Consider the following 25,251-nt stretch of genomic DNA (forward strand, 5'->3'; position numbering starts at 1 on the left):
GCGAAAAAATTAATTTATCAAATTAAATTTATATCTAAGAGATGAAACCGCTTCGTGAGTCTCTTTAAACCTTAACAATCCACTATTTGGAATGCTATCTTCTGTTGATATCCCAAGGTCAACATATTTATAACCCAGTTTATGATAGTGAGACCATAGATTTAACAACAAAAAATCCATAGCCCTCTGGGATCTTCCCAGTTCATTATCTCCCCAAAATACAGCATAAACTATTTGGGGATTTAAACGATATAAAATTGCAAAAGAAACTATATTTCCTTCTTTTGTTGATACTTTAAAAAAATCCACAGGCCAAAGATTACTTGTTTGATTAATGTCATCTAAAGACATGTAAATAGGTCGTCCAAACTTCGCTCTATTATCTTTTATTAAATTATATCCTTCTAATTTATCATCTTCCGTTTCTGTGTATTCAAAAACTAATTCATTTCTCAAGGCCTGTCTGTAGTACTCTCTACTATTTTTTTGGCCATACACCCCCTTAAATTGCTGTAAATCAACCCAACTAGTAATTTCAGGTATTAAACTTTGAAAATTTGCCCTTAATAATGAACTTGTACATTTGGCATTAAATGTTTGATGATAAATATTTGGAGGAAGTGTTACCCGGAACTCCTTATAACCAACAGACATAACATATTCTTGTAGCAATAGAATAAAGTGATCAACCGTTGTTGAATATATATTTTCCTTTTTAAAATGAAAACCTCCAAATGGTGCTGAAAAAGGAGACAACAACTTATCATCTTTAATACCAGCCACTAATCCTATTTCTGGTTTACCAATATTCTCAACAAGCCATACTATTTTTTCTACTTTATTTCTATTTAGAGATAAGAACTTATTTGATATGAAAGGATGGGGATCTATGCCAAAAATATTCTGAAATTTTCTTTCATCAATTTCAATGATCATTACTTGATGCTTTAAAGGTTAGAAATTCATCATAGTCTCTAATATAATCCTCTTCACTATATTTCTGCGAAGCCAACACAAAACAAATTGCTCCAGATGAAAAATTTACAATTTCACGCCATATTCCTGGTATAACTAACAGACCATAATTTGGTCGATTAAGTTGAATTATTTTTTTATTCTTGCCGTCATCGATAATGACATCAAAGCAACCACTAGCCGCAACAATTAGCTGATATAAATTTTTATGCGCATGCCCGCCCCTATCGGAACCACCTGGAACATCATATAAATAATAAAGTCTCTTTACATCAAATGGTAGGTGATCCCCGTTTTGAATAACAGTAATATTACCTGCTCTATTGTGAATTTTAGGTAATTCAACAACATTACAATTATGAATATCAGAAATAAAACTTAACATCCTTTCAGCCCCTTAAATTTCTCAAAATCTCTTATATAATCATTAACGCTGTAATCTGTAGACGATATTATAACTGCCAAAGAATTTGTGGAAAAATTTTCCAACTCCCGCCACATCATTTTTGGAATATACACACCATAGTAAGACCTATTCAAAGAGAACCTATATTCCCTTGTCCCGTCATTTAATACTACATCAAAACTACCAGACAAGGCAACAATAAGCTCTTCAGTTTCTTTAAATGCATGCCCCCCTCTTTTTTCACCCCCAGGAACATCATATATCCAGTACACCCTTTTAATATCAAAAGGAAGATGAGTATCCTCTTCTATAAAAGATAAGTTCCCTCTTATATCATGATGTTTAGGTAGTGTTATTAATGTAGCATCCATATATTAATAATTAAATTCAGGTCTTAATGTATCCGTATTTTTTTCCATAACCATACCGCGAAGTATCAATAGTAACGTCATTCACAATCAAACTTAATGAATGACCAGTATTAGTTTGTAATTCAGACAAAGTCTTTCCAAGCATATCTTTAATTGTCTTTTTTACCCTAACAACTACTAAACATGCATCAGCACTCTCAACCAGGTTTTGAGTATCGGAGATCAGACCTACCGGAGCCGAATCAACTATTACATACTCAAACCTCTGCCTTAATTGCTCAAAGAACTCTTTAGCTTCTGATGACGCTGCTAATTCAGAAGGATTTGGAGGAATTGGACCAGCAGTAACTATTGAAAGGTTATTGAACTGGGTTTCCTGAATAATATTATCGATACTTTCCCGACCAATCAAATAAGTAGAAATTCCTTTGTTTCTATCTACATCAAACTCCTTTGAAACTTTAGGGTTTCTAAGATCAAATTCTACCAAAACCGTTTTTTTTCCTAATAAACTGTATACCGAAGCCAGGTTTATGGCAGAAACCGTTTTCCCATCTCCAGGCATTGCTGAGGTTACAAGAATAATTGGATTCTTTTTACTTTTTGTAATAAACTGTAACCTTGACCGCATTATCCGATATGACTCAGCAAAAACTGAATCTGGATTATTTAACACCTCTATACTCCTAATACTTTTCACTCTTGGAATCGTTCCTACAACGGGAATATGATTATACCTTTGAAGATCCTCTTCATGTATCCTTTTATTAAGTAAATGTTTAAGAAACAAAAGAACAAATGGGATAAAAGAACCTAAAAACAATGCAATGAAATAAATCATGCGAGGATTGGGAGCAACCTGTTCTGCATATAACAAATTTGCTGGGTTTATCACTTCATTATCTGGCCTATTAGAGGCTTTTTGCATTTGTAGCTCAGCCCTCTTTTCCAGCAAAAGGGTATATAATTCATCATTGAGCTTAAACTTTCTTTCAATACCTAACAATTGCCGTTCTGTAACAGGTAACGCAGAAGCTTGTGAATTTACTCTGTTTATTTGTGACTGATTTTCACTAATTGCAATAATATTAGCCCTTCGTAAACCATTCAATGTCTCCATCAGCTCATTCTTTTTAGTGCCAACCCGTTGACTTAATAAATTTTGCAATGGATTCATTTCTCCAGCTCCAGATGCAGCTAATTGAGATTGTAAATCTGCCAATTCAGTAACTAATCCTGACAAAGCAGGGTCTTCAATACCCATGCTTATAGGTAGAGGAAGGTCTCCTGTTATATCATTTTGTAAATAATCAGCAAGATTATCATAATAATTTGCCTCTAATTTTAATCTGGCATTTTCTTCTTCTAATCGCGAAACCTGACTTATGATCTCTTGTCCCTGCGCAGACAAGTTCATGACCCTGTGTGTAGAACGAAATTGCTGTAACTGGTTTTCTGTTATAACCAAGGAATCAGAAATACCATCCAACTGATTTTCAATAAACTGAATGCGACGATTTGCTTCCTGATTCTTTTTCTCCAATGATAAGGCTTGGAAAACTTCCGTGAGCTTGTTTAAAAAATCCACATCCCGTGCAACATTTGTACCTACCAAACTAATTTCCAATACTGAACCTGTATTGGAAAGTGCTTTCACATTAAGACGATTGTTAAAAGCTCTAACCAAACTCACATGACTCCTAAAAACAAAAGTAAGTGTTACTTCTGGATTATAATCAAACCAATCTGTATTATAACATTCTATAGTAATTGAGCCACTTCCTATATTTATAATATCTCCAAAAGATGCCTGTATATCTATATTCCCATTCTCTGATTTTAGCTTAAAACTATTATCACCCAAATAAGTAAAATCAATTGGCACACCCTTTGGGAAATCTGCACCTTTATTTTTTTTTACTCGTATGGGCAAGCTATGATACAACGGAATTAAGTCTCCTGATGCCCTATAGAAATACTCAACCTCAAAATCCAACACTCCCAGTGCCCTAGATGTTAAATCTCTAGATTTCAAAATGGTAATTTGATTATCTAAATTTCTCATACCAGCAGGCATCCCTAATCCTTGCATTAGTTGTTCATTCTCATTTCCCCCTCTTTCTTCCTCTTCAAAAATCAAAACTGTTGATGATACCCTAAAAGTAGGAATAGTATCTGCTATTTTCATTTTCGCTAATACAAATGCAACTACAATTGTAAGTACAAAAAAATACCAGTTTTTTATAAAAATCCTGAAAAGAACAAACGGATCTATTCCAACTTCTCTAAATTTGGATTCTTTATTATTATTGTTATTCATATCCGATCAACTCACTTCCTTTTAAGATTACCCCTGTATTCATCGACCTACAAACAGATTAGCACTAATTGCTTTGCACCAACGTATATACAACAGCAGCTGTATTTAACAAACTAAAAACTAACATATAAATTGACACATTCATTTGGAATGTTCGTCCCCTCTGCGGAGGGACATAAACAACATCATTTGGCATAACATAATAATATTCAGATGTAAATATGCTTTGATCTGACAATGATAATTCTTTTACGACAGGACCATATTGCGTCGGCCTTACCAATTGAACTTTCTTTCTATTTCCATACTCGCTTAAATCACCAGCCAAAGCCAAAGCCTCAAAGATATTTATTCGATCTTTGGTTAATAAGTATCTTCCAGCAGTTTCAACCTCGCCAATAATGCTAATATGATTATTCACCAAACGGACGGTAATTGACGCATCCTTTACATAATTACTAAAAGTATGCTTTAATATATCTTTTACCTCATTTAAAGATTTTCCTTTAACCTCAACTTTTCCAACAAAAGGAATATCAACATAACCTTGATTATCTACTGCATAACCATCTATATCTTCCTCAGAAACCGTATTAAAAATTGAGGACCACTGCGGATCAGGAGATATAACACTAATGTACAAATGATCATAAGGCATTATCCTATATTCTGTAACCCGATCTATTTCTTCATACATTAAGTTATTGTCATGATGCTCTTTACTTATGCCTGTTCTTTTTAGATATGTTAAATTCTTGCGTGAAGTACATGAACTTCCAAACAAACCAATCAAAAAAAGATATATTAATAGATATTTAGTCATATTTAAAATAGTAAAGATATATTAGACCCAATTTGAATAGACATTTTACTTCATAAGATACTCAACTATTTCTGTAGCACTACGCCCAGTTCCATATAATTTCCTGGAGAAATCGAATTGTTGTTTACTTAAAGATTGAAATCTATCAAAAATTGATAACAGATCTGAGATGATATGGTTACAACCCGCATCAACAGTCTCAAGCCATTCTGTTTCATCCCTTAAAGTCATGCATGGCACATTATGAAAATATGCTTCTTTCTGAACTCCTCCGCTATCGGTCACTATCATTTTAGCACTTTTTTCTAAAGCCACCATATCCAAATAGCCAACAGGATCTATAAAAAAAATTGATGACTTTGAAAAATCGTATTTTTCTCTTTCCAAAGCCTTTTTCGTTCTGGGATGCAAGGGTAAAATAACTTTTTCTTGAATAGCTATTTTATTTAGTTGCGAAAAAATCATCAATAACCGATTGGAATCATCTGTATTTTCTGCCCGATGAACTGTTGCCAATACATAAGATTTTGTCTGTACTCCTATATTTTTCAATACGTTTGACTTCCTTTCTGCTAAGTCACCATAAAACAAAGCTGCATCAAACATAACATCTCCAACGTTCAAAACGTTATTATAGATTCCTTCTTTCTCAAGATTTTTTATTGCAATATCTGTTGGTGCAAATAATACAGAAGATATATGATCAGTCAATATTCTATTTTGCTCTTCAGGCATTCTCATATTAAAGGATCGAAGTCCGGCTTCTACATGAACAACAGGAATATGAATTTTTGAAGCAGCCAAGGCCCCTGCCAAAGTTGAGTTTGTATCACCATAAACCAATACCCAATCCGGCTTTTCATTCATTAATACCTTTTCAATTTCTTGTAACATCAGCCCTGTTTGCTCCCCATGAGATCCACCCCCTATACCAAGATTATAATTTGGTTTAGGTATTTCCAGCTCATCAAAGAATACATCCGACATATTTGAATCAAAATGCTGTCCCGTATGTACCAGGATTTCATTGATACCTTTTTGCTTACTTATTGCCCTTGAAACTGTAGCTGCTTTTATAAACTGAGGTCGAGCACCTATAATAGTTACAATATTCATGAATATAATTTATCGATTTGGTTATTACTTCTCAAAAGGATGTTTTGCCAGAGGTTTCTTTGCCAAAGGATGATAGTCTCCTATCAGCCCAACGGGCTTTTCATGCCTGATGGCATGCACAATTTCAATTGCCTGACGAGGAGCATCAATCCCATAACCATTTCCCTTTAATATCTCTTCATAACAACGCGTATGCAAATCGGTAAATCCTCCACTAAACTCTAATTCTTCGCCTTCAATTGTAATAGACCTAAATGTACGCTGCCCTTTTTCTTTGATCATATTTGGTAAAACATCTTCATTTATGGATAAAAACCATCGCACCCGGGCTTTCTCAAACTCCAAATAGCCAGCAGCCCTATCATGCGTGTGTATATGGACTATATTTTGTTTAACGTTACCAAAAATAAAAGAAAGCATATCATAAAAATGCACCCCTATATTTGTTGCTATCCCTCCAGACTTACTAACATCTCCTTTCCACGATGTATAGTACCAATGACCTCTGGAAGTAATATAAGATAAGTCAATATCGTAAACCTTGTCCTGAGGCCCACTTTCCACTTTCTTTTTTAGTGAAATAATGCTTGGATGCAGGCGTAATTGTAAAATATTATAGATCTTCTTTCCGGTATCCTCTTGAACTCTTGCCAAGGCATCAATATTCCATGGATTCAGAACTAATGGTTTTTCACATATTGCATCCGAACCTCTTCTTAAAGCCATTCGTATATGAGCATCATGTAAATAATTTGGAGTACAAATACTCATAAAGTCCAAATCAATTCCTTTCTCATATTTTAGTTTTTCAATATGCCTATCAAAGCGTTCTGTTTCGACAAAAAAATCAGCATTCGGAAAAAAACTATCCATTATGCCAACTCCATCATAAGGATCTAAAGCTGCAACCAAATTGTTTCCTGTTTCTTTTATAGCTTTTAAATGTCGTGGAGCTATATATCCTGATGCTCCAATCAAGGCAAATTGCTTCATTTACTTACTTTATTTACATTATTATCAATAAGTTTATACACTTCCCCACTTTCTATACAAACAGCTACCCCCTCTTCATTAAATTCCAGTTTATGACCATATTCACTTATCCAACCTACTTGTTTAGCCGGATTACCTATAACCAACGCATAATCTTTTACTTCCTTTGTAACTACAGCTCCTGCTCCTACAAAGGCAAATCTCCCAATATTATTTCCACATACAATTGTTGCATTTGCACCAATCGAGGCTCCCTGTCCCACTATTGTTTTTTCATATTTCCCTCGTCTGTTTATAGCACTACGGGGATTTATAACATTTGTAAAAACCATTGAGGGGCCTAAAAAAACATCATCACAACATACAACTCCAGTATAAATAGAAACATTGTTCTGTACCTTTACATTTTTGCCAAGAACAACATCAGGAGATACTACAACATTTTGTCCAATATTACACTTTTCTCCTATTTTACAATTACTCATAACATGAGAAAAATGCCATATTTTGGTTCCCTCTCCAATATCACATCCCTCATCAATAAAAGATGATTCGTGTACAAAAAAAGGTTTATTCATAATAATTCTTTTATGGCCTTTTTTACTTCTGAAACTATATATTGCTGTTGCTCTAATGTCATTTCTGTATGTATAGGCAGAGATAACACAACCTCAGACAGATGCTCAGACACTTGAAATGAACCTTTCCCTATACCTGGTTTAGCATATGCTTTTTGAAAATGTAAGGGAACTGGATAATATATCATTGAAGGGATACCTTTATCTTGAAGTTTTTGCTTTAACTTATTGCGACATATTCCTGCAACCTTTATTGTATACTGGTGATAAACATGTGTAGAATAAGGTGCCTTTTGTGGGATAACAACTTCACTAATATCTTTAAATGCTTCATCATATCTTTGTGCTACAATTTGACGAGCTTCATTGTATTTGCTTAAAAAAGGAAGCTTAACATTTAATATTGCAGCCTGTATACTGTCCAACCGTGAATTACAACCTACAATATCGTGATGGTACTTAATTTTCTGACCATGGCTGGCAATCATCCTGGCTCTATCTGCAAGTTCCCTATCATCTACCATCAATGCACCTCCATCTCCAAAGCAACCGAGATTTTTTGATGGAAAAAATGAAGTACATCCAATATGTCCTATTGTTCCAGCCATTGAACGTTTCCCATTTGAAAAAGAAAATTCTGCACCCAAAGCTTGAGCGGTATCTTCTATTACAAACAAATTATATTTATTTGCAATCTTCATTATTGTCTCCATATCCGCACATTGACCATATAAATGCACCGGAACAATAGCTTTTGTCTTAGCTGTTATCTTATTTTCTATTTGGGACACATCAATTGTAAAGAATTCCGTTTGCACATCCACAAAAACAGGCTCCAGGCCTAACACAGCAATCGCCTCTGCAGTTGCCACATATGTATGTACCGGCACAATAACCTCATCCCCTGGCTTCAACCCCAATGTCATCATAGCAATTTGCAAAGCATCGGTTCCATTCGCGCATCCAATAACCTCTACACAATTAATGAAATCTGCTAGATTTTTCTCAAAGGAACTTACTGCGGGGCCATTTATAAATGTGGCAGAATTTATAACTTCTTGAATTGATGCATTAACATCATTCTGTATTTTCTGATATTGACCAACCAAATCCACCATCTGTATTTTCATAAGATATTTCTTTATTAATAGAACTTTATGTTCCTAAAAAACCATAATAAACTTCATCAATATTTTCAAACACAGACACAACTTCGTCTCCTCACTCCCATGACAAACAAGGGATATAAGAGTATTATACTTTTCTAAATTAACAATACTCCTCTCTTTTAAAAAGCTTAAATGATCAACACTAATGTATTTTTGGTAAATGACAATAATGCTATGACAAAACATAAAATTTATTAATTGCATCAACAACTACATTAGCTTCCTCCATTGTCATCACTTGACTTATTGGCAAACTCAATACCTCATCATGCATTTTTTGCGTAATAGGGAAATTCAATTTATTATATTCATTATATGCTCCCTGTTTATTGGGAGGTATTGGATAATGAATTAAGGTTTGTATATCATGATTCATTAAATAACCTTGCAGTTTAGTCCTATCATGATGTCTAATTACAAACAAATGCCATACATGATCTAAAGAAATGAGTGAAGAAACATTAGAACTTAGTTTTGGCAAAATTACATCTGGATGTTTTATTTTCTCGAAATAATAATTAGCAATCTCTCTTCTATGTTGATTATCTTCATCCAACCCCCTTAGTTTTACACGCAAAACTGCAGCTTGAATTTCATCTAATCTTGAATTTAATCCTTTATATTCATTTACATATTTTTTTTGAGATCCATAATTTGCCAAAGCTCTTATTACAGATGCCAATTCAATATCATTTGTAGTTACTGCGCCTCCATCACCCAAGGCACCTAAATTTTTTCCTGGATAAAAGCTATGCCCAGCGGCATCACCTAACGAACCACTTCGCCTCAATGACCTTAGACCTTTGTCCATTGATCTTCCGAAAGCACCAGCTGCTTGAGCATTATCCTCAACAATCTTTAAATTATGTTTCTTTGCCAGATCAGCTAACTCCTCAGACCAACAAACCTGCCCATATAAATGAACAACTAAAATAGCTTTTGTCCTTGGTGAAATATATTTTTCTATTAAAGATAAATCTAAATTATAGCTATTAATATCGGCATCTACAAAAACAGGGTTTAGATTATTATCAGTTATTGCCAATACTGACGCAATATAAGTATTGGCTGGAACAATTACTTCATCACCTTCTTCCATAATCCCCAGCTCTATATACGCTTTAAAAATCAAACGTAAAGCATCTAATCCATTTCCTACACCAATACACTCCGTTGTACCAATATAATTAGCATATTCCTCCTCAAAACCACTTGTTTCTTCCCCCAATAAATACCAACCACTGCTCACTACTCTTTCTACAGCTTTTTTGATATCCGGCTGATAACTATCAGTTATTTTCTTTATATCTAAAAATTTGATCATTTTCACATTTTATTATCTATTGTTTACCAAACGAAACTCTACTCTCCGGTTTTTCCTCCTGCCAACTTCAGATTCATTTGATGCAACAGGAATTTCATCCCCTACACCTACAACCACTAACCTATCCGACTTAATCCCTGTTCCTGTAATATAATCAAAGATACGTTGTGCTTGCATTTGCGAAAGATATTTATTTTGACTTGGCAACGCCTTATTATCTGTATGCACTTTTATTTTTATATTTATTTTGGGATTTTTGTGCAACAACCCTATTACTTTATTTAAAACAAGAATCCCATTTGTCTTTAAAATATTTCTATCATTGAAATAATCATCTGTACAATTGCCATACTTATTAACGATCTTATACAATTCAATTTTTACCGGATCATTTAATTCTATATATTCAACTTTATAACCTTCGTCCCCTATCTTTAACAAGTTTTTATATGTCAGATATAAATCCATCAGGTCATATTGTTCATCAATCCAGTAACTATATATTTTATCTAACTGATCATATGACTCAATAACATCAAACTTTTCCGGAATATTTCTGAACACCTGACTATGTAATGAAACTCTATTTTTTGATGAAAATAGCACCAATCTAAACACGCTGGGCTGAACATCACAAGGAATGAAATTTAAATCAGATATTGTATGGTTGCTTTTATATCGCCTGGTTAAATCATAAGCTTCAGACTTGTTTTTTAAAAACTCATCTTTACTCGAAGTATTGTTAAAGATTCTTATCGATTTATAAACCGATTTTTTAATTAAGCTTTCATCAATCTTTGATTTAAACACCACTTCTAACTTCACATTGTGTATCCCCACATTTTGAAAAACATGTGAAATATTTGAACCAGTGGAATATGTTGAATCACCAATTTGCCAATAATAATCTACAACCTCATAGTCCTGACAATTTGATTTCAATCCATCAAACAGAGCACTTTCTCCTACTGTAAAAAAATCCCTGGAATTGATATATGGCTGTTCTATATCGTTTACTTTAATTAGATATTCACTTTTTTGCATGAATAACTTATGGCTTGATCGGTCAACTATATTAAGTTTAACCTTATAACTCCCTATTTTATCAAATCGTCTACACACCTTGGCTCCATACAATTTTGTACCATCTTCAAATTCCCATTCATGCTGCAACAAAAAAGTATCAATAGCCACATTACAAGAATCTTGCAACATAACACGATAATCATTTTCAACCTGAGGAACACTGTATAATATGTCTCTATTAACTGTTGAAAACTCATAAATATCAACAGTCTTTCCTCTATCGGAAGAAAAATACCCTTTTCTACCTAAACCATCTGTAACAATACCAAAATCATTGCTTTTTGAATTTAATGAACCAGGCAAATGTACAGGATCATACCAGTCGTTACCATTCTGTTTTGTAATATAAATATCCTTTCCTCCATATCCACCATACCCATCAGAGGCAAAATACAACTCGCCTACATCATTTATAAACGGATATAGCTCATTACCTTCTGTGTTCACTTTAGGTCCCATATTTATAGGATCACCCCATAAACCACTTTTTTTATCGCTATAATAAATATCCATGCCCCCCATCCCTCCAGGCTTATCTGATGCAAAGAACAACCGTTCCCCATCCTTCGACAAACAAGGTGTAGTTACATTATACCAATCATTGTTGAACTGAAATTCCCGAATCCGGGTCCATCTACCATCGTATCTGCTAGCTGAAAATACTCCCAGCCGATTACTATTGTAAGTATTTTTCTCCAAACTACTATTCACAAATATATTTCTTGAGAAAAACACAACATCTCCACTACAATCAAAAGATGCTGGCCCATCATTAAACTGAGTATCCAATTCTTTAGAAAACAAAACAGCTTTACGCCATCTATTTGACTTGTCCTTCTCTATATAATAAATACTAAACTGCTCAAGATTTTTAGAGTTTGAAAACTTTTGAAACCAAACACTTCCTCTATTTGAACAAAAGACTATCCCATTTTTATAATACACAGGTGAAAATTCATCATATCTTCCTGAAGAAAAACCAGCTCTTTCTACAGTATAAACACCATGTTGTCCATAAATACTAATTACATTAATGGCAAATAATACTATGGATAAAATTTTCACAAACATAAGAGCGTATTATAATTATAAGCTTAAAAAAGTAACGGACTAATCGCATCTCCTTTATGTTGAAAAACATAACGAAGCATTATTCCATGAGTACCGTTGCTGTACCTACTTAACTGACCAATATCAAAATCATATGAGTAAGCAATGCTTAATTGGTTATTTAACTGCACCTGGATCAAGCTACCTAGCGACCGTTCGCTTCGATACGATCCCCCAAACCATACTTTATCAAAAAAACCTAAATGAAACCTGGCATCATAATAGTACTTTGAAGAATTTCTTTGGGACATATAGCTTACCAATCCAGAAGGATAAACTTTAAAATTAGGAGTTACTCTGATCACATATCCTATATTGTATAAATACTCATAATATTTAAAATCAAAATCAACAATATATTCATCATTTATCTTATCAAAAGCATAATTTACAGCTTCTGGCACGGAGAACCCAAAGTATAAATCTTTAAATGAGTAAAATATCCCAAATCTAAAATTTGGTTTTAGATATGATTTTGATTTCTGCAGATAAATATCATCACCTGCATCTATAACTGTTAAATCAGAATATCGTGTTTGAGTATTATTTATTCCTGCTCCCAAACCTAACGACAAAACACTTTTACCCCAATAGATTCTATATGAATAAGACAAATAAAACTTATCATCATCAGTTACTCCATAAGTATCTTTGGTATACATAACCCCTAGTCCAATTGTATTATCAAACAACGGAGCATCAACACTCAACGAAAATGTAGATGGTGCACCATTAATCCCAGACCATTTTTCTTGAAAAAACGATGAAATATTTAGAGCTTCACGACCTCCTGCAAATGCAGGATTAATCGAAATTGGATTTAAGGTATATTGTGTAGGATTACCAATATTCTGACATATTACATTTGTAAAAGTAATAAAGAGAATAGTGCTGAATAGAATCTTTAACTTCATAGAAAACATTTACCTTCTAACAACAACAAATCCGCTAATAGTTTTTCCATCAGATGACTTTATCCTGTAATAATAAGTATCATCAGGTAGTTGATTCCCTTTTTGATCAACTCCATTCCACTGATTATCATAGTTTGGATTCTCGTAAACAATCATTCCCCTTTTATCAAAAACTAACAATTCTGTTTTCCCCAATGTCTCAATACCCCTTAATAAAAAAACATCATTCTTACCATCATAATTAGGAGTAATCAATGAAGGTATAACAAGGTTATTTACTTTAATTACAATATAATCTTCAGAAGAAGGACATACCCCATTGGAAACTGTCCACCTAAAGACATTATTTCCTAAAGATAAACTGTTTATTTCAGTATGGGCCATATCTGGATTTAAAATTGAACCATCTCCACTAACAAGCTCCCATATCCCAATTTCATTGGCTAGTATTTCGGTAGCATTAAGTTTAGTTGAAAAAATATATTCCAAAATCATATCCTCTCCGGCAAAAGCAACAGGGTGATCCCTAAATGCAACCTCAACCCTATCTATTGATTGACTCTCCCCTAATATTTCAGTCCACTGGAACACATAGGTACCGTATTGATTTACTTGAACAGTAGCATTAGGATCTTCTATATTGGAAAAATATTCTACCTGCCCAGGACCTGAGTACAGTTCCCAAAATCCACTACCTCCATCTAATTCCGCCTGTAGATTATATACCAAACCACAAACCTCTGCATCTTCTCCAGCATCTGCTTTAGATAAGAGCTTAAGCTCTTTTACATCATAACTTATTTCCCTATTACAATAGCCATAGCTATTAATAACAAGCAATATTACCGCATATAATATTCTAATAAACTTCAAACTTATAGGAATATGACAATTATAAACAAAAAAACATCTTGCATGTATTATATAGCTTCGCCTCCTCAATCCCAATTAATTGGGTTTAAGAATTGATTTTTCCACAAATGGTTACCCAATATAATATTCCTACCAGCACCTTCTTTCATAAAGTGATCAACACTATATTTTTTTTGTTGAATGACTTAATTAATTACATAAAACTAAATAGAAAAAGCCTGTTGATTTTTTTAAAAAAAACCAACAGGCTTATAAAATTTCAATTCCCTTAAGACTACTAACACATAGTCAGTTCAATATCTATTCATTACACCAGCAATCACTTACACTATAAGTACCCCAATTTCTATCATCCACAAATTCATTTCCGTCACTCCAAGCTGTCTCTTCCCAATATTCCTCACCTACCATTTTCGAAACAACTGCATGAGCAGCAACCACCCAGCAGTCACATTCTAAGTTCAACAGATAATCCGACGGAATTACAAATATCCCACCATCAACCATATCTTCACTCATATTATATGGGAAATGGCCAATTTGTGGATTCCCACTTTTATTAACTGGAATATCACCCAAACACCCTACATACAAATGAGCATCTTCCAATTTATACCCTTCATCAATAGCATACTTAACATACAAATCTCCATTTTCTTTCCATACAATCAAATCCCCAACATCATAATGCTGCGCCGCTATTATATCTATTACCTCTATACAGTCTTCACATTCCTCCCAACAAAATTGAATAAAGAAATCAAAACTATCCAAATTATCATTTGTCAAATACCAATGATCCCTTGAACCATCAATTACATTCTGAGTAAAGATTTTCAATGATAACGGCATGCAAACATCCCAATTATCTCCTCTCGGAATTTTAAATGTCACTTCTGATTGGTATTCCGCTTCTGGAAAAACAATCTGATAAGGAAAGTCTTCATGGGTAAAAATACGAGGAATTTCCCCTTCCCATATAGTAAGGTATAACTTCTCTATTACCCAATCTTCTTCTGCAACAACCTTTACATATAAGAAATTTTCATCATTAAAAATGGAAACATTTGCTGAGCTAAAAAATGGAAACTCTTTTACCTCCGAACATGATTCAAAATCATTATCTCCAATAAAGTATTCCCAACCATTCATTGCCACCTTCAAATTGGCCTGAGGTCGCGTTGCCTCTTTGTCTTTGACATCACATGAAGCAAATATCAATAATCCCAAAACAACAAAACTTAATTTCCGTGCTATTTTTTTCATAATCTATACATTTATAAATAGTTTTGATGCTAATTTCACACACTTGCAATCGAATGTCAAGATAAATTTGACTAACACACACATTTCATTTATAAAATTCAATATTTCTTTACCCCATTCCTCTACAAAAACTCCCCCCTTTCACCTCCCAGCACCTCACTTACACCTAACGAATACCCTTGTTTGTCAAAATTCAATAACTTTAGCGCTCTACTGCTCGCTATATATATGTTTCAAATACTATTTTTGCGTAAAAAGAAAATGGCCTGTAACTACCTCATCATATCAGAAGACATTGTATTTTCGTCTATTATTCAAAGGTATTTGCTGAATAGCTTCTCAAAACCTTATATAAAAACGTGCAACTCCTTCTCTTCACTTAAAGGGCTTAAAGACAATGAAAACTTTGATATTATTTTGCTTGACAATTCAATTACAGGAGCTGCTAACTACGAGGTAATTACCTTTTTACGTCACAAAAAAAGCATTACAACTCCGGTTATCTATTTCAGCAACATGGAAATTGATATTGAAAAAGCACGACAAAAAGGAGCCAATATATTTTTTAAAAAACCTTTTGTCCCCACAGAGGTTATTAAGGAAATCAATAGTTTATTAAACTAATTACTCAATTTATCGGAACATGATAAGATTATTACATATAACCATTTTATCTCTATTTGCGGTTTGCACAATGGCTCAAACAAACATTGACTCCTTGTTTTCGGTGGCCATTGATCATTCAAGAGCTGAAGAATATGACCTGGCTGTTCAAAAAGCGGCTCAGGTAGTTCAACTGGACTCAACCCGAAATGATGTAAAAGTGTTTATGGCCAATGTTTATGCATGGCAACAAGATTATAATACTTCCAAAGAATATATCAGCCAGGTTTATGCCATTGACCCAAACAACAATGAACTATACGAAACCTGGTTAAATGTACTGTTATGGAATAAAGAATATAAAAAGTTATTATCTATTATTGATACGGCAAAAACAAATGGTTACAACAACGATTACAACCTTACGTTGAAAAAGGCATTAGCCTACCAAGGACTTGAAAGATATTCTGCCGGAATAAACTTCCTGAACCAGAATAAATCCTTGCTCGATTCTGCCGACATCCGATATTTATACAACAACCTGAAAAGATCGGCCAGTAAAAACACTATATCAGCTTTTTACTCCATTGATTTGTTTGAGAACAACACACCAACCCCACACCACCTGGCATTTGTTGACTACAGCACTAGTGTTGAGCAAACCATTTTTATTTTCAGGTGCAATTATGCTTACAGGTTTGAGATTGATGACATCCAACCTGAGATAGATATTTATCACAATTTTGACAATGGACATTACCTGTTCGCCAACTATGGCTTTGGAATTAACAACAAATTATTTCCCCGCCACAGGGTTGGACTGGAATATTTTTTCCCTTTTGGCAATAACTTTGAAGCCAGTGCCGGGGCAAAATTCTTTAATTACCCTAGCGATGATGTAATAGTTCTTACAGGTCATTTAGGAAAATACGTTTCTAATATGTGGTTATCATTGCGCCCATATTACACCATAAAGGAGGGTAACAACTCTTTTTCATCTCTGTTTAACATGAGAATTTACGACAATAACCAGGTTGGTTATTATGGTTTAGAACTTGGTTACGGCAACTCTCCTGATGACAGGTCGAGATACGCCCAGCCCATCGGAAGTATTTGGCTAAGTGCCTATAAGATTAAACTGGAAAGGAATTTTGCCATCTCCCACTCAAACGAAGTGAGGGTTGGGGCAGGATATGTATATGAAGAGATTAGCCAAAACTCATATCGAAACAGGTTTTTATTTGAAATCCTATTAAAACACCGATTCTAACATGCGTGCTATTTATATCATAAATATAAGGCGTTTCTTTAAAAGGCTATTCCAAACATTAGCTATTGGCATTCCTGTGTTGGGTTTATATTTTTTATACCAACCGGAAATATACTTTAACGATTATGTTTTTATTAACCCTGTATTTCCCCGTTTTAAGTGGTGGCAATGCCTGGTGGTATACTTTATAGCAATCAATGCGGTTGGTGTATTACTATTTACCGGTTTTAGTCTGTTTTACACCTATCGCCGTACGCACCACGAAAAGATTTTGCCCCGACTTTCAAACGCATTTACAAACTTAGTTGTAGAATATTTATACTCAGAAAAATACCAGGACGAGAAAGAAAAGGAAGCCCTGTTTAAAAAGCTCAGGTATTTTTCAAAATACAAACTTCATGTAGAAGCCCTGTTTATTTCCATTACCAGGATTCAGGAAACCGTTGCTGTCAACCACAGTCCTCATTTTAAAGAATTGTTGGATAAGGTAGACCTGTATAAAACTATCGACCGCTTTTTATATTCCTATAACCTAAGTGACAGAATATTGGCTATGAGGATTATTTCTTACCTCAGACTCAGGGATGAGAGGTACGAAAAAAGGATCTATAAATATTCCGATTCAAAAAACTATGCCCTCCGTACCGAAGCCTATGGAGCGCTTATCCGTTTGATGGAGGGAGAAAATCAACTGGCAGATTTTATTGGGAGCAAATACAATTTATCATTGTTCGACATCAATATTACAGTTAATGCTGTGATCAAAAATCACAAAATGAATATTGATTATATCGATTTCCTGTCTTCTGATTTAAACAGAAAGATCATTACAGGCTTAATACTGGCCAAATACCGTTACAGGAAAGGATCCAGGAGCCTGATCCTTATCCTTAACTTTATCGGACATCAGGATTATCTGCTGAACCGGTTGGCATGGGATTCATTCTTAAAACTGGTTCCGAAAGATGAAGGTGTGGATATTATAGTTGACCGGTTTAACCAGGAACCCGACGATATTAAGTTTATGATTTTAAAAGATTCACATGAAACGGGAAGCGAAACCTTCCATAAATTTTTACAGGAAGTGATTACCAACAGCTCCCTGATGATCAAAATTGAGGCAATGAAAATCCTTTTTAAAGAAAATTTTGATTTTATATTACCCTTTGTAAACTCAGAGGATAAAGAGATAAAAATGGCCTTGCAGGAAGTTTCAGACCTGAATATAAATCAGTAAACAAATGGCATACATAGATACTATACATTACGTTTTTAATCTGCTCTTTTTGATATATGGATCAACGCTGTTTGTTTCCTATATCTTAATTGGTATTTTCTCCAGTTTTGAGTTGAGTTTTTATTCCAAACGCAACAAGTTTTTCAACTTCACCAATGTTTCTGAATATAAACTATTACCAACCATTTCAATTATTGCACCATGTTATAATGAGGAAAAAAGTATCATCCAAAACGTAAGAAGCTTACTATCCCTCCAATACCCCGACGTAGAGGTCATCATTGTAAATGATGGAAGCAAGGATGAAAGCCTGGATTTGATGATTAACCATTACGAACTGGTAAAGGTAAATTATTCGTACGAAGCAAAACTGGAAACGGCTGAGATCAGAGGAATCTATAAATCAACAAATGTTGCATATGCCAACCTGATTGTAATTGATAAAGACAACAGAGGCAAGGGAGATGCATTAAATGCCGGAATCAACGTGAGCCGTTCAGAACTGTTTCTGGGTATAGATGTGGACTGCATCATCGAACCGGATGCCATTTTCAGGATGGTAAAACCTTTCCTTGAAGAAGAGCAAGGCAAAAAGGTAATTGCCTCAGGAGGTGTAATCAGGGTTGCCAACTCTTGTAAAATTGAAGAAGGTAGGATTACTAAAGTCAATTTTCCTAAAAATCTATGGGCTCAATTTCAAATACTTGAATACTTCAGGGCCTTTATCCTAAGCCGTATGGCCTGGAGTAAAATCAATGGGCTATTGATTATTTCCGGCGCCTTTGGATTGTTTGACAGGAAGATTGTTCTCAATTGCGGGGGCTACGACCGCGATACGGTTGGCGAAGATTTAGAACTGGTGATGCGCATGAGGAACTATATGCACACAAAAGAAAAAACACCCTATAAAGTGGCATTTGTTCCCGATCCTCTATGCTGGACTGAGGTCCCTACTTCGTTAAAAACCCTTGGCAGACAACGTAACAGATGGACAAGAGGATTAATCGATTCCTTGTTTAAACATAAAAAAATGCTTTTGAATCCCAAGTTTGGACGGATAGGACTGATTGCATACCCATACTGGGTTTTATTTGAATGGCTGGGCCCCATAATTGAATTTATTGGAATAGTGTATTTTTTTACCATGCTTTATTTTGGGATGATTAACATTACATTCTTTATTCTGTTTACGATATTTATTTTTTCATTTTCCTTGCTATATTCTTCATTTGCCATTTTTTATGAAAAATATATTTTTGGAAGATACCGGGGAAACCAGTTCATCCTAAAAATTATTTTGATTTCGATTTTAGAAATGGTTTTATACCATCCACTAAACCTTGCTTTTTCTCTTTCCGGAAACTTTGATTTCTTTTTCAGGAAAAACAAAAAAGGATGGGGTAAAATGAAAAGAGAAGGTTTTAATTCTTAAAAGTTTTGTAATATGGGAACAAAAGACAATATACAAAACGACAGCAATCTTGTTTTAGGTTATTCAATTTCAAGTATTGAAATCACCGACAAAAAGCAAGAAACATTTATGTCCATCTTCAACGATGTTTCAAGCCTTCAAAACGAAAAAAATAATGGCAAGCTTCAATCAATTGTTGAAAGGCTTGACGAATACGCATTAAACGAACTATCTACGGAAGAAAAATTAATGCAGGCAGCCGGGTATAAAAATTTTGAAAGCCATCTTTCCCATCACAAACTATTTTATTCCAGACTAAAGCAATTTAAACTGGAATATAAATACAACAACCCTTTTTTAGCCAACAACATATTACATTTCTTAAAAAAATGGCTGGTATCCCATATTTTACAAGAGGATAGAACCTGCAGAGAGATTCTGTTTGAAAAAGGATTGATTCAAAAAGCCCAGATCTTCCACAATAACTTATTCCCATACAGCGACAGCAGGGTTGAACTTGGCAACTACAATATTGGAATTGAGTTAATCGACAGGCAACAAGAAGTTTTTATGTCCATTTTCAATGATATTTCAAAACTACAGAATCAAAAGGTTAATGGAGAAATACAATCCATCATAATACGTTTGGAAAACTTTTGTTCTAACGAGTTAAAAAAAGAGGAAGAACTACTAAGCCTGGCCGGTTTTAAAAATTATGAAGAACATATAGAACAACATAAGTTATTTATTTCAAGAGTAAACCATTTTAAGGTAGAGTATGATTACAACCATGCTTTTTTGGCAAGTAACATACTTCATTTTTTAAAGAAGTGGCTCATCACCCACATATTTAATAAGGACAAAGAATTCAGGGAGTTGGCTTTTGAATACAACAACTCACCCAACAACATTATTAGAGCATAAAAAGCAAATTCATGAGATTATTATACCTCATAATAATATTTACATCATGTTTTGCCGTGATAAAATCTCAAAACAAAGAAGAAATCTACTTTAGTGGCTTTGAATGGATTAACAAGATATCTCCGGACCCAACCGGACCTGGGAACAACATTTTTGGAACACACCCAAAGAATGTAACCCTGGATAACAACGGGAATGTGACACTAAGAATCCGGAGAAACTCTTCTTGTGCCGAGATATTCTCAAAACCCATTTTTAAAGAAGGAAGATATGAAACGACCATTGTTACCAATACAAAAACCTTTCACCCTTATATGGTGTTCGGAATATTTTTGTACGATCACAGTGCAGCTCCTCATTATAATGAAATTGATATAGAATATTCACTCTGGGGAAGAAACGAAAACAAAAACATGCAGTACGCCGTACATACAAATAGTGGAACCAAAGTTCACAGATTCAGTTTTAAAAAGAAAAAAACGGTTATTAAACACATTATTGACATTACGAATGATTCCATACATTTTAAAAGTACAGTATATGAAAAAGCCCATAACAGATTACTAACATTAAGTGAGATATCATATCCAAGGCCAGAAGAATTTGCCTTTAACAAAACAAGGTTCCATTTTAACCTGTGGCTAATGAATAAAGACATAAAAGTGGTTAGTCATTTCCCAAAAGTAAAAATACTTGATTTTAATTATCACCCATCAACAAAATAAGACAAAGGACATTACAAAATCCCCAATTAACATCTGCAGATAAATGAAAAAAATGAGATCATTCCTACTTATAGCAAGCATCATTTTCCTATTCTCGCCATACGGTAAAGCGCAAAATTTTAATGGGACAATACTCGACCAATACGGATCACCCATTATAAATGCGTCTGTTACCATTTATAATAATTTTAACAGCAGTCAGAAAAGCAGAACATCCACCGACTCTAATGGAGCATATTCCCTATCTGTTGCAGAAAATTCAAATCCTGATATACTTTATGCCTACGCAACAAGCGATCAGCTATCATACAAGCTAAACTTCTCATTTGCATTAAAAAAGGAATCTAAATTAGATATAACAATCTACGACCTTCAGGGCAAAGAAATTGAACACATATATTCGGCCACATGCCCTGAAGGAATACAAAATTTCACCTGGGATTATTCACACCTCAACAACTACCTCAACCAACGAATCTTCCTGATAAACTTCAGGTCGCAAAACTCAGGTAAAACGGTAAAATTTGCTCATTTCAATACCCAACGGATTGATTTTTATTTTGAGCATTTAGAAACTGAAGATTTTAATAGTTCAAATGTGGCCAACAATACCTACACTGCCGTTATTGAAGGGGAAGGATTTAATACCCATACCGACAGGCTTATAAAACCGGAGGATACCGAACAAAACTTTATTATTAACAAGGAATACTATATTCCATTTAAGTGCGGCAAAAAATATATTGAGCAATATGAAGGAGATACCTATACCCCATTTTATATAAAAGGGATTAATCTTGGAGCTGCAATACCTGGAACCAGTCCGGCCGAGATGGCACCAAGTTCCGAACAATATGCTATGTGGTTCAGCATGATGAAACAGGCAGGTTATAACCTCATCAGAGTATACACCCTCCATTATCCACGGTTTTATCAGGAACTAAAGAAATTTAATGAAGCAAACCCAGAATCTCCTTTATATTTAATGCACGGAGCTTGGTTAGATGAAGAATATGAGGGATTTGACGGACAGGCAAATTTATTTACCAGTGAAATAAAATTTGTTAGGGATGTAAATATCAGCACTGAATTTGAAACAGCACCCATATCTGAATACTTTGACAACCGAATAAAAGAAGTTATTGATGTCGTTCACGGCAACGCAACACTTCCGGAGAGATGGGGTTGGGCTTCGGGTAAATACACTGCAGATGTATCGCCCTGGATTCTGGGCTACATCATGGGACGTGAAATATATGCTAATGAAGTATATTACACAAACTTGCTCAACCCGGATATCAACTCCTATGAGGGAGAAGTATTCAGTTTACTACATGGAACAGCCTCTGAAGTATGGGCTACAGAAAGGCTTGACAAAGCAATGACCTATGAAAAGGATGAATATATGCAACAGCATCCGATTAGTTTTTCAAGCTGGCCAACCCTGGACCCAATTGAACACCCTACAGAACACGGACCCGAAGACATGGTTGATATTGATCTTGACAAAATTGATGAAACCCATGCTCCTGCCGGATATTTTGCCAGCTACCATGTTTATCCATATTTTCCGGATTTTATGAGCTGTGATCCTTCATATACCGATTATACCGATTATATGGGCTCCAACAGCTATCTTGGCTATTTAAATGATTTAAAATCCCAATACACTAACCGACCACTAATCATTTCGGAATACGGCGTATCAAGCAGCTGGGGAACCTCACGTTTTTCCTCCAATGGAATGCACCATGGTGGATTGACAGAGCAAGAGCAGGGTAATTATATTGTCAGGATGATGCACAATATAAAAGACTCAGGCTGTGGTGGGGGTATTTTGTTTTCATGGATAGATGAATGGTTCAAGTTTGTATGGATATTCGGCGAAACTACCCATCCCTCAACCAGAAACAGATGGCATAATATTTATAATGCAGAACAAAACTATGGCCTGATAACTTTTATTCCTGAAGAAGCAGATTTTTCACAATTCGGATATTCTTCAAATGATGAAAAAATTGACCAAATACGGGTCTCTTCCGACATTGAAGGATTATATGTTAAGCTTAAACTAAAAGCAAAATTTGAATCTAATGATACCATATGGGTTGCCCTGGACACCTACAACAAAGCAAAAGGAGAATCGATATTGCCTAATAACAAAAGAGTTCGCAACCGATCTGAATTCTGCGTAAGCATAACAAAAGCTGAAGCTAACCTGTACGTTACAAAGGCATACGATATGTATGGTATTGGACAGGAGGGTTTCCCTGCCAGCGGACAATATTTCAGGTCTATTGCTACCAATGGGAATGGCTGGAACAAAGTTAAATGGAAAAATCACAGAGACATCAATTACTGCGCTGGTTCAGAATTTGACGCCGGATACCTGAGAATAAGAGATGAAAATAACCCCAAACGTAGTGATGCTATCATTATAAAAAGAAACGAAATTATTGTAAAACTTCCCTGGGCAATGATTAATTTCAACGACCCTTCCCAGTTAAAGGTAGCACATATTACAGACTATCGTTTACATGGCGGAACAAATTACAACCAAACGGTAGAGTCAGATGGGGTAGCGGTTACTGCATTCTGGGGCGACTGCCATGTGAGCACACCAAGATACCTTTGGGATAAATGGGATTCTTATTCAATGCCTCCTACAAAAGAATATAAAAAATCATCTTATTATATTGTAAAAGAAGCATTAAAAAACTATCCTGCTTATATCAAAGAATAAAATTTACCATACTAAACTTATTATACATTTGAACACCATTAATAGAAATCATATGCAAAAAATAATATTAATATTGATATCCGTTGTTTTTTTATCCTCATGTGATAAATCAGAAAACTGCAAGGAATGCGTAACTGTTTGCGAAGAATGTGACTGTGATTGGCCTGAAATGGAAGAAGATATTTTGCCCCCTGTGGATGTACCTGTCCGCGAAAATCCCAAGGTAATTGTTTTACTTTATCACAATTTAGTTTATGGAAGAACGGGAAATATTTACAATCGCGACATCTACAATTTCGAAAATGATTTGATCTATATCCGAAAAAACTTTAAAGTAATCGACTTTAACGAGTTGGATAAAATTAACAATGGCGAAATGACATTAACGCAAGACGCCGCCATTATTACTTTCGATGATGGGGATCTGTCTATACACCCCATAGCATTTCCACTTTTAAAAAAATACAACTTAAAGGCCACATTTTTTATTGTTTCATCCTATGTTGGAGAAACTGGCTATGTTTCTTGGGATCAGCTCAGAGAAATGGCAAATTATACCAACCCTGATTCCGAAAGAATATTCACCATGGGATCACATACCGCCACCCATGCATCTTTAGGAGACATCAGTATCGATGAAGCAGAACTTGAATTACTGGTATCAAAACAAGCCATTGAATCTGAACTAAATGTGGATGTTGAATATGTGGCACTACCGTATGGGAGCGGTGCCGATGACCCTCAAATCCAGGCCAAAGCTAAACAAGTCGGGTACAAGGGGTTAAGAAACTCTAACCCCAAAGCAATTTCAAATTTTCCCATAGAAATGTACAATATCCCATCTGTAAATATTGAGAATTACAGTAATGATAAATTTGTTACATATGTAAATGAATTATTGGGCAGATAACATTATCTTAACATTTACCATGCAAAACCTATAGTTTGTCAAAAAGCTTTTAAGTATGATTTTATAAGCCTTGCTTTTTGCATCCGGTGCTAAATACATTTAGT

General features: G+C 34.6%; 22 protein-coding genes. 8 read left to right on the top strand and 14 right to left on the bottom strand.

Annotated features, from left to right (window positions below; all coding sequences use genetic code 11):
• Positions 1–9: 9 nt before the first annotated feature.
• The 14 genes from OM074_RS00895 to OM074_RS00960 form a co-directional block, all read right to left on the bottom strand.
• A complete protein-coding gene (locus tag OM074_RS00895; RefSeq protein WP_301197379.1) occupies positions 10–936 on the bottom strand; it encodes a hypothetical protein in 927 nt (308 codons plus the stop codon).
• Positions 926–1,360 (bottom strand): sugar 3,4-ketoisomerase, encoded by a 435-nt coding sequence (locus OM074_RS00900; RefSeq protein ID WP_301197380.1) that lies wholly within the window; start codon positions 1,358–1,360, stop codon positions 926–928. The genes OM074_RS00895 and OM074_RS00900 overlap by 11 nt, the downstream gene beginning before the upstream one ends.
• A complete protein-coding gene (locus OM074_RS00905; RefSeq protein ID WP_301197381.1) occupies positions 1,354–1,752 on the bottom strand; it encodes a sugar 3,4-ketoisomerase in 399 nt (132 codons plus the stop codon). Before OM074_RS00905 ends, OM074_RS00900 begins: the two co-directional genes overlap by 7 nt.
• 16 nt (positions 1,753–1,768) lie before the next feature.
• Positions 1,769–4,072 carry a GumC family protein gene (locus OM074_RS00910; protein ID WP_301197382.1) on the bottom strand — a complete coding sequence of 768 codons (2,304 nt, stop codon included), beginning with the start codon at positions 4,070–4,072 and terminating at the stop codon, positions 1,769–1,771.
• Positions 4,073–4,136: 64 nt separating this feature from the next.
• On the bottom strand, positions 4,137–4,895 hold the full coding sequence (locus OM074_RS00915; protein ID WP_301197383.1) for a polysaccharide biosynthesis/export family protein: 759 nt from the start codon (positions 4,893–4,895) through the stop codon (positions 4,137–4,139).
• Between the two features lie 45 nt (positions 4,896–4,940).
• Entirely contained in the window at positions 4,941–6,011 is a 1,071-nt protein-coding gene (gene wecB, locus OM074_RS00920; protein ID WP_301197384.1) for a non-hydrolyzing UDP-N-acetylglucosamine 2-epimerase, read from the bottom strand.
• Positions 6,012–6,035: 24 nt separating this feature from the next.
• Positions 6,036–7,004 carry a Gfo/Idh/MocA family protein gene (locus tag OM074_RS00925; protein WP_301197385.1) on the bottom strand — a complete coding sequence of 323 codons (969 nt, stop codon included), beginning with the start codon at positions 7,002–7,004 and terminating at the stop codon, positions 6,036–6,038.
• Complete coding sequence (locus OM074_RS00930; protein WP_301197386.1) at positions 7,001–7,582, bottom strand: acyltransferase; 582 nt, start codon at positions 7,580–7,582, stop codon at positions 7,001–7,003. Before OM074_RS00930 ends, OM074_RS00925 begins: the two co-directional genes overlap by 4 nt.
• Positions 7,579–8,712 carry a DegT/DnrJ/EryC1/StrS family aminotransferase gene (locus tag OM074_RS00935; protein ID WP_301197387.1) on the bottom strand — a complete coding sequence of 378 codons (1,134 nt, stop codon included), beginning with the start codon at positions 8,710–8,712 and terminating at the stop codon, positions 7,579–7,581. Before OM074_RS00935 ends, OM074_RS00930 begins: the two co-directional genes overlap by 4 nt.
• A 211-nt stretch (positions 8,713–8,923) precedes the next feature.
• Complete coding sequence (locus OM074_RS00940) at positions 8,924–10,075, bottom strand: DegT/DnrJ/EryC1/StrS family aminotransferase (RefSeq protein WP_301197388.1); 1,152 nt, start codon at positions 10,073–10,075, stop codon at positions 8,924–8,926.
• Positions 10,076–10,087: 12 nt separating this feature from the next.
• Positions 10,088–12,232 carry a PKD domain-containing protein gene (locus OM074_RS00945; RefSeq protein ID WP_301197389.1) on the bottom strand — a complete coding sequence of 715 codons (2,145 nt, stop codon included), beginning with the start codon at positions 12,230–12,232 and terminating at the stop codon, positions 10,088–10,090.
• 23 nt (positions 12,233–12,255) lie between these two features.
• Positions 12,256–13,185, bottom strand: a complete 930-nt coding sequence (locus OM074_RS00950) for a PorP/SprF family type IX secretion system membrane protein (protein ID WP_301197390.1) — start codon at positions 13,183–13,185, stop codon at positions 12,256–12,258.
• Positions 13,186–13,194: 9 nt separating this feature from the next.
• A complete protein-coding gene (locus OM074_RS00955) occupies positions 13,195–14,058 on the bottom strand; it encodes a T9SS type B sorting domain-containing protein (RefSeq protein ID WP_301197391.1) in 864 nt (287 codons plus the stop codon).
• Between the two features lie 300 nt (positions 14,059–14,358).
• Entirely contained in the window at positions 14,359–15,324 is a 966-nt protein-coding gene (locus tag OM074_RS00960; protein WP_301197392.1) for a hypothetical protein, read from the bottom strand.
• 246 nt (positions 15,325–15,570) lie between these two features.
• On the opposite strand from OM074_RS00960, the gene OM074_RS00965 reads away from it, so the two are divergent.
• Genes OM074_RS00965 through OM074_RS01000 form a run of 8 tightly spaced genes read left to right on the top strand, consistent with a single transcriptional unit; the run spans position 15,571 to position 25,147 of the window.
• Positions 15,571–15,948: a response regulator gene (locus tag OM074_RS00965; protein WP_301197393.1), complete on the top strand. Its 378-nt coding sequence runs from the start codon at positions 15,571–15,573 to the stop codon at positions 15,946–15,948.
• Positions 15,949–15,967: 19 nt separating this feature from the next.
• Entirely contained in the window at positions 15,968–17,197 is a 1,230-nt protein-coding gene (locus tag OM074_RS00970) for a YaiO family outer membrane beta-barrel protein (RefSeq protein WP_301197394.1), read from the top strand.
• 1 nt (position 17,198) lies between these two features.
• Positions 17,199–18,434, top strand: a complete 1,236-nt coding sequence (locus OM074_RS00975; protein WP_301197395.1) for a hypothetical protein — start codon at positions 17,199–17,201, stop codon at positions 18,432–18,434.
• A gap of 4 nt (positions 18,435–18,438) precedes the next feature.
• Complete coding sequence (locus tag OM074_RS00980) at positions 18,439–19,866, top strand: glycosyltransferase family 2 protein (protein ID WP_301197396.1); 1,428 nt, start codon at positions 18,439–18,441, stop codon at positions 19,864–19,866.
• A 12-nt stretch (positions 19,867–19,878) separates the two neighbouring features.
• The gene (locus tag OM074_RS00985; RefSeq protein ID WP_301197397.1) at positions 19,879–20,769 is read left to right on the top strand and encodes a bacteriohemerythrin; all 891 of its coding nucleotides are present in this window, start codon (positions 19,879–19,881) and stop codon (positions 20,767–20,769) included.
• A gap of 11 nt (positions 20,770–20,780) precedes the next feature.
• Entirely contained in the window at positions 20,781–21,494 is a 714-nt protein-coding gene (locus OM074_RS00990) for a glycoside hydrolase family 16 protein (protein WP_301197398.1), read from the top strand.
• 52 nt (positions 21,495–21,546) lie between these two features.
• A complete protein-coding gene (locus OM074_RS00995; RefSeq protein ID WP_301197399.1) occupies positions 21,547–24,237 on the top strand; it encodes a carboxypeptidase-like regulatory domain-containing protein in 2,691 nt (896 codons plus the stop codon).
• 52 nt (positions 24,238–24,289) lie between these two features.
• Positions 24,290–25,147: a polysaccharide deacetylase family protein gene (locus OM074_RS01000; RefSeq protein ID WP_301197400.1), complete on the top strand. Its 858-nt coding sequence runs from the start codon at positions 24,290–24,292 to the stop codon at positions 25,145–25,147.
• Positions 25,148–25,251: the final 104 nt, after the last annotated feature.

The organism is Plebeiibacterium marinum (assembly GCF_026013615.1).
Classification (GTDB): Bacteria; Bacteroidota; Bacteroidia; order Bacteroidales; family Marinilabiliaceae; genus Saccharicrinis; species Saccharicrinis marinus_A.

Coding starts and splice junctions, on each gene's coding strand:
- OM074_RS00895 (WP_301197379.1), bottom strand. CDS start 936: ATGATCATTGAAATTGATGAAAGAAAATTTCAGAATATTTTTGGCATA.
- OM074_RS00900 (WP_301197380.1), bottom strand. CDS start 1,360: ATGTTAAGTTTTATTTCTGATATTCATAATTGTAATGTTGTTGAATTA.
- OM074_RS00905 (WP_301197381.1), bottom strand. CDS start 1,752: ATGGATGCTACATTAATAACACTACCTAAACATCATGATATAAGAGGG.
- OM074_RS00910 (WP_301197382.1), bottom strand. CDS start 4,072: ATGAATAACAATAATAATAAAGAATCCAAATTTAGAGAAGTTGGAATA.
- OM074_RS00915 (WP_301197383.1), bottom strand. CDS start 4,895: ATGACTAAATATCTATTAATATATCTTTTTTTGATTGGTTTGTTTGGA.
- wecB (WP_301197384.1), bottom strand. CDS start 6,011: ATGAATATTGTAACTATTATAGGTGCTCGACCTCAGTTTATAAAAGCA.
- OM074_RS00925 (WP_301197385.1), bottom strand. CDS start 7,004: ATGAAGCAATTTGCCTTGATTGGAGCATCAGGATATATAGCTCCACGA.
- OM074_RS00930 (WP_301197386.1), bottom strand. CDS start 7,582: ATGAATAAACCTTTTTTTGTACACGAATCATCTTTTATTGATGAGGGA.
- OM074_RS00935 (WP_301197387.1), bottom strand. CDS start 8,712: ATGAAAATACAGATGGTGGATTTGGTTGGTCAATATCAGAAAATACAG.
- OM074_RS00940 (WP_301197388.1), bottom strand. CDS start 10,075: ATGATCAAATTTTTAGATATAAAGAAAATAACTGATAGTTATCAGCCG.
- OM074_RS00945 (WP_301197389.1), bottom strand. CDS start 12,232: ATGTTTGTGAAAATTTTATCCATAGTATTATTTGCCATTAATGTAATT.
- OM074_RS00950 (WP_301197390.1), bottom strand. CDS start 13,185: ATGAAGTTAAAGATTCTATTCAGCACTATTCTCTTTATTACTTTTACA.
- OM074_RS00960 (WP_301197392.1), bottom strand. CDS start 15,324: ATGAAAAAAATAGCACGGAAATTAAGTTTTGTTGTTTTGGGATTATTG.
- OM074_RS00970 (WP_301197394.1), top strand. CDS start 15,968: ATGATAAGATTATTACATATAACCATTTTATCTCTATTTGCGGTTTGC.
- OM074_RS00975 (WP_301197395.1), top strand. CDS start 17,199: ATGCGTGCTATTTATATCATAAATATAAGGCGTTTCTTTAAAAGGCTA.
- OM074_RS00980 (WP_301197396.1), top strand. CDS start 18,439: ATGGCATACATAGATACTATACATTACGTTTTTAATCTGCTCTTTTTG.
- OM074_RS00985 (WP_301197397.1), top strand. CDS start 19,879: ATGGGAACAAAAGACAATATACAAAACGACAGCAATCTTGTTTTAGGT.
- OM074_RS00990 (WP_301197398.1), top strand. CDS start 20,781: ATGAGATTATTATACCTCATAATAATATTTACATCATGTTTTGCCGTG.
- OM074_RS00995 (WP_301197399.1), top strand. CDS start 21,547: ATGAGATCATTCCTACTTATAGCAAGCATCATTTTCCTATTCTCGCCA.
- OM074_RS01000 (WP_301197400.1), top strand. CDS start 24,290: ATGCAAAAAATAATATTAATATTGATATCCGTTGTTTTTTTATCCTCA.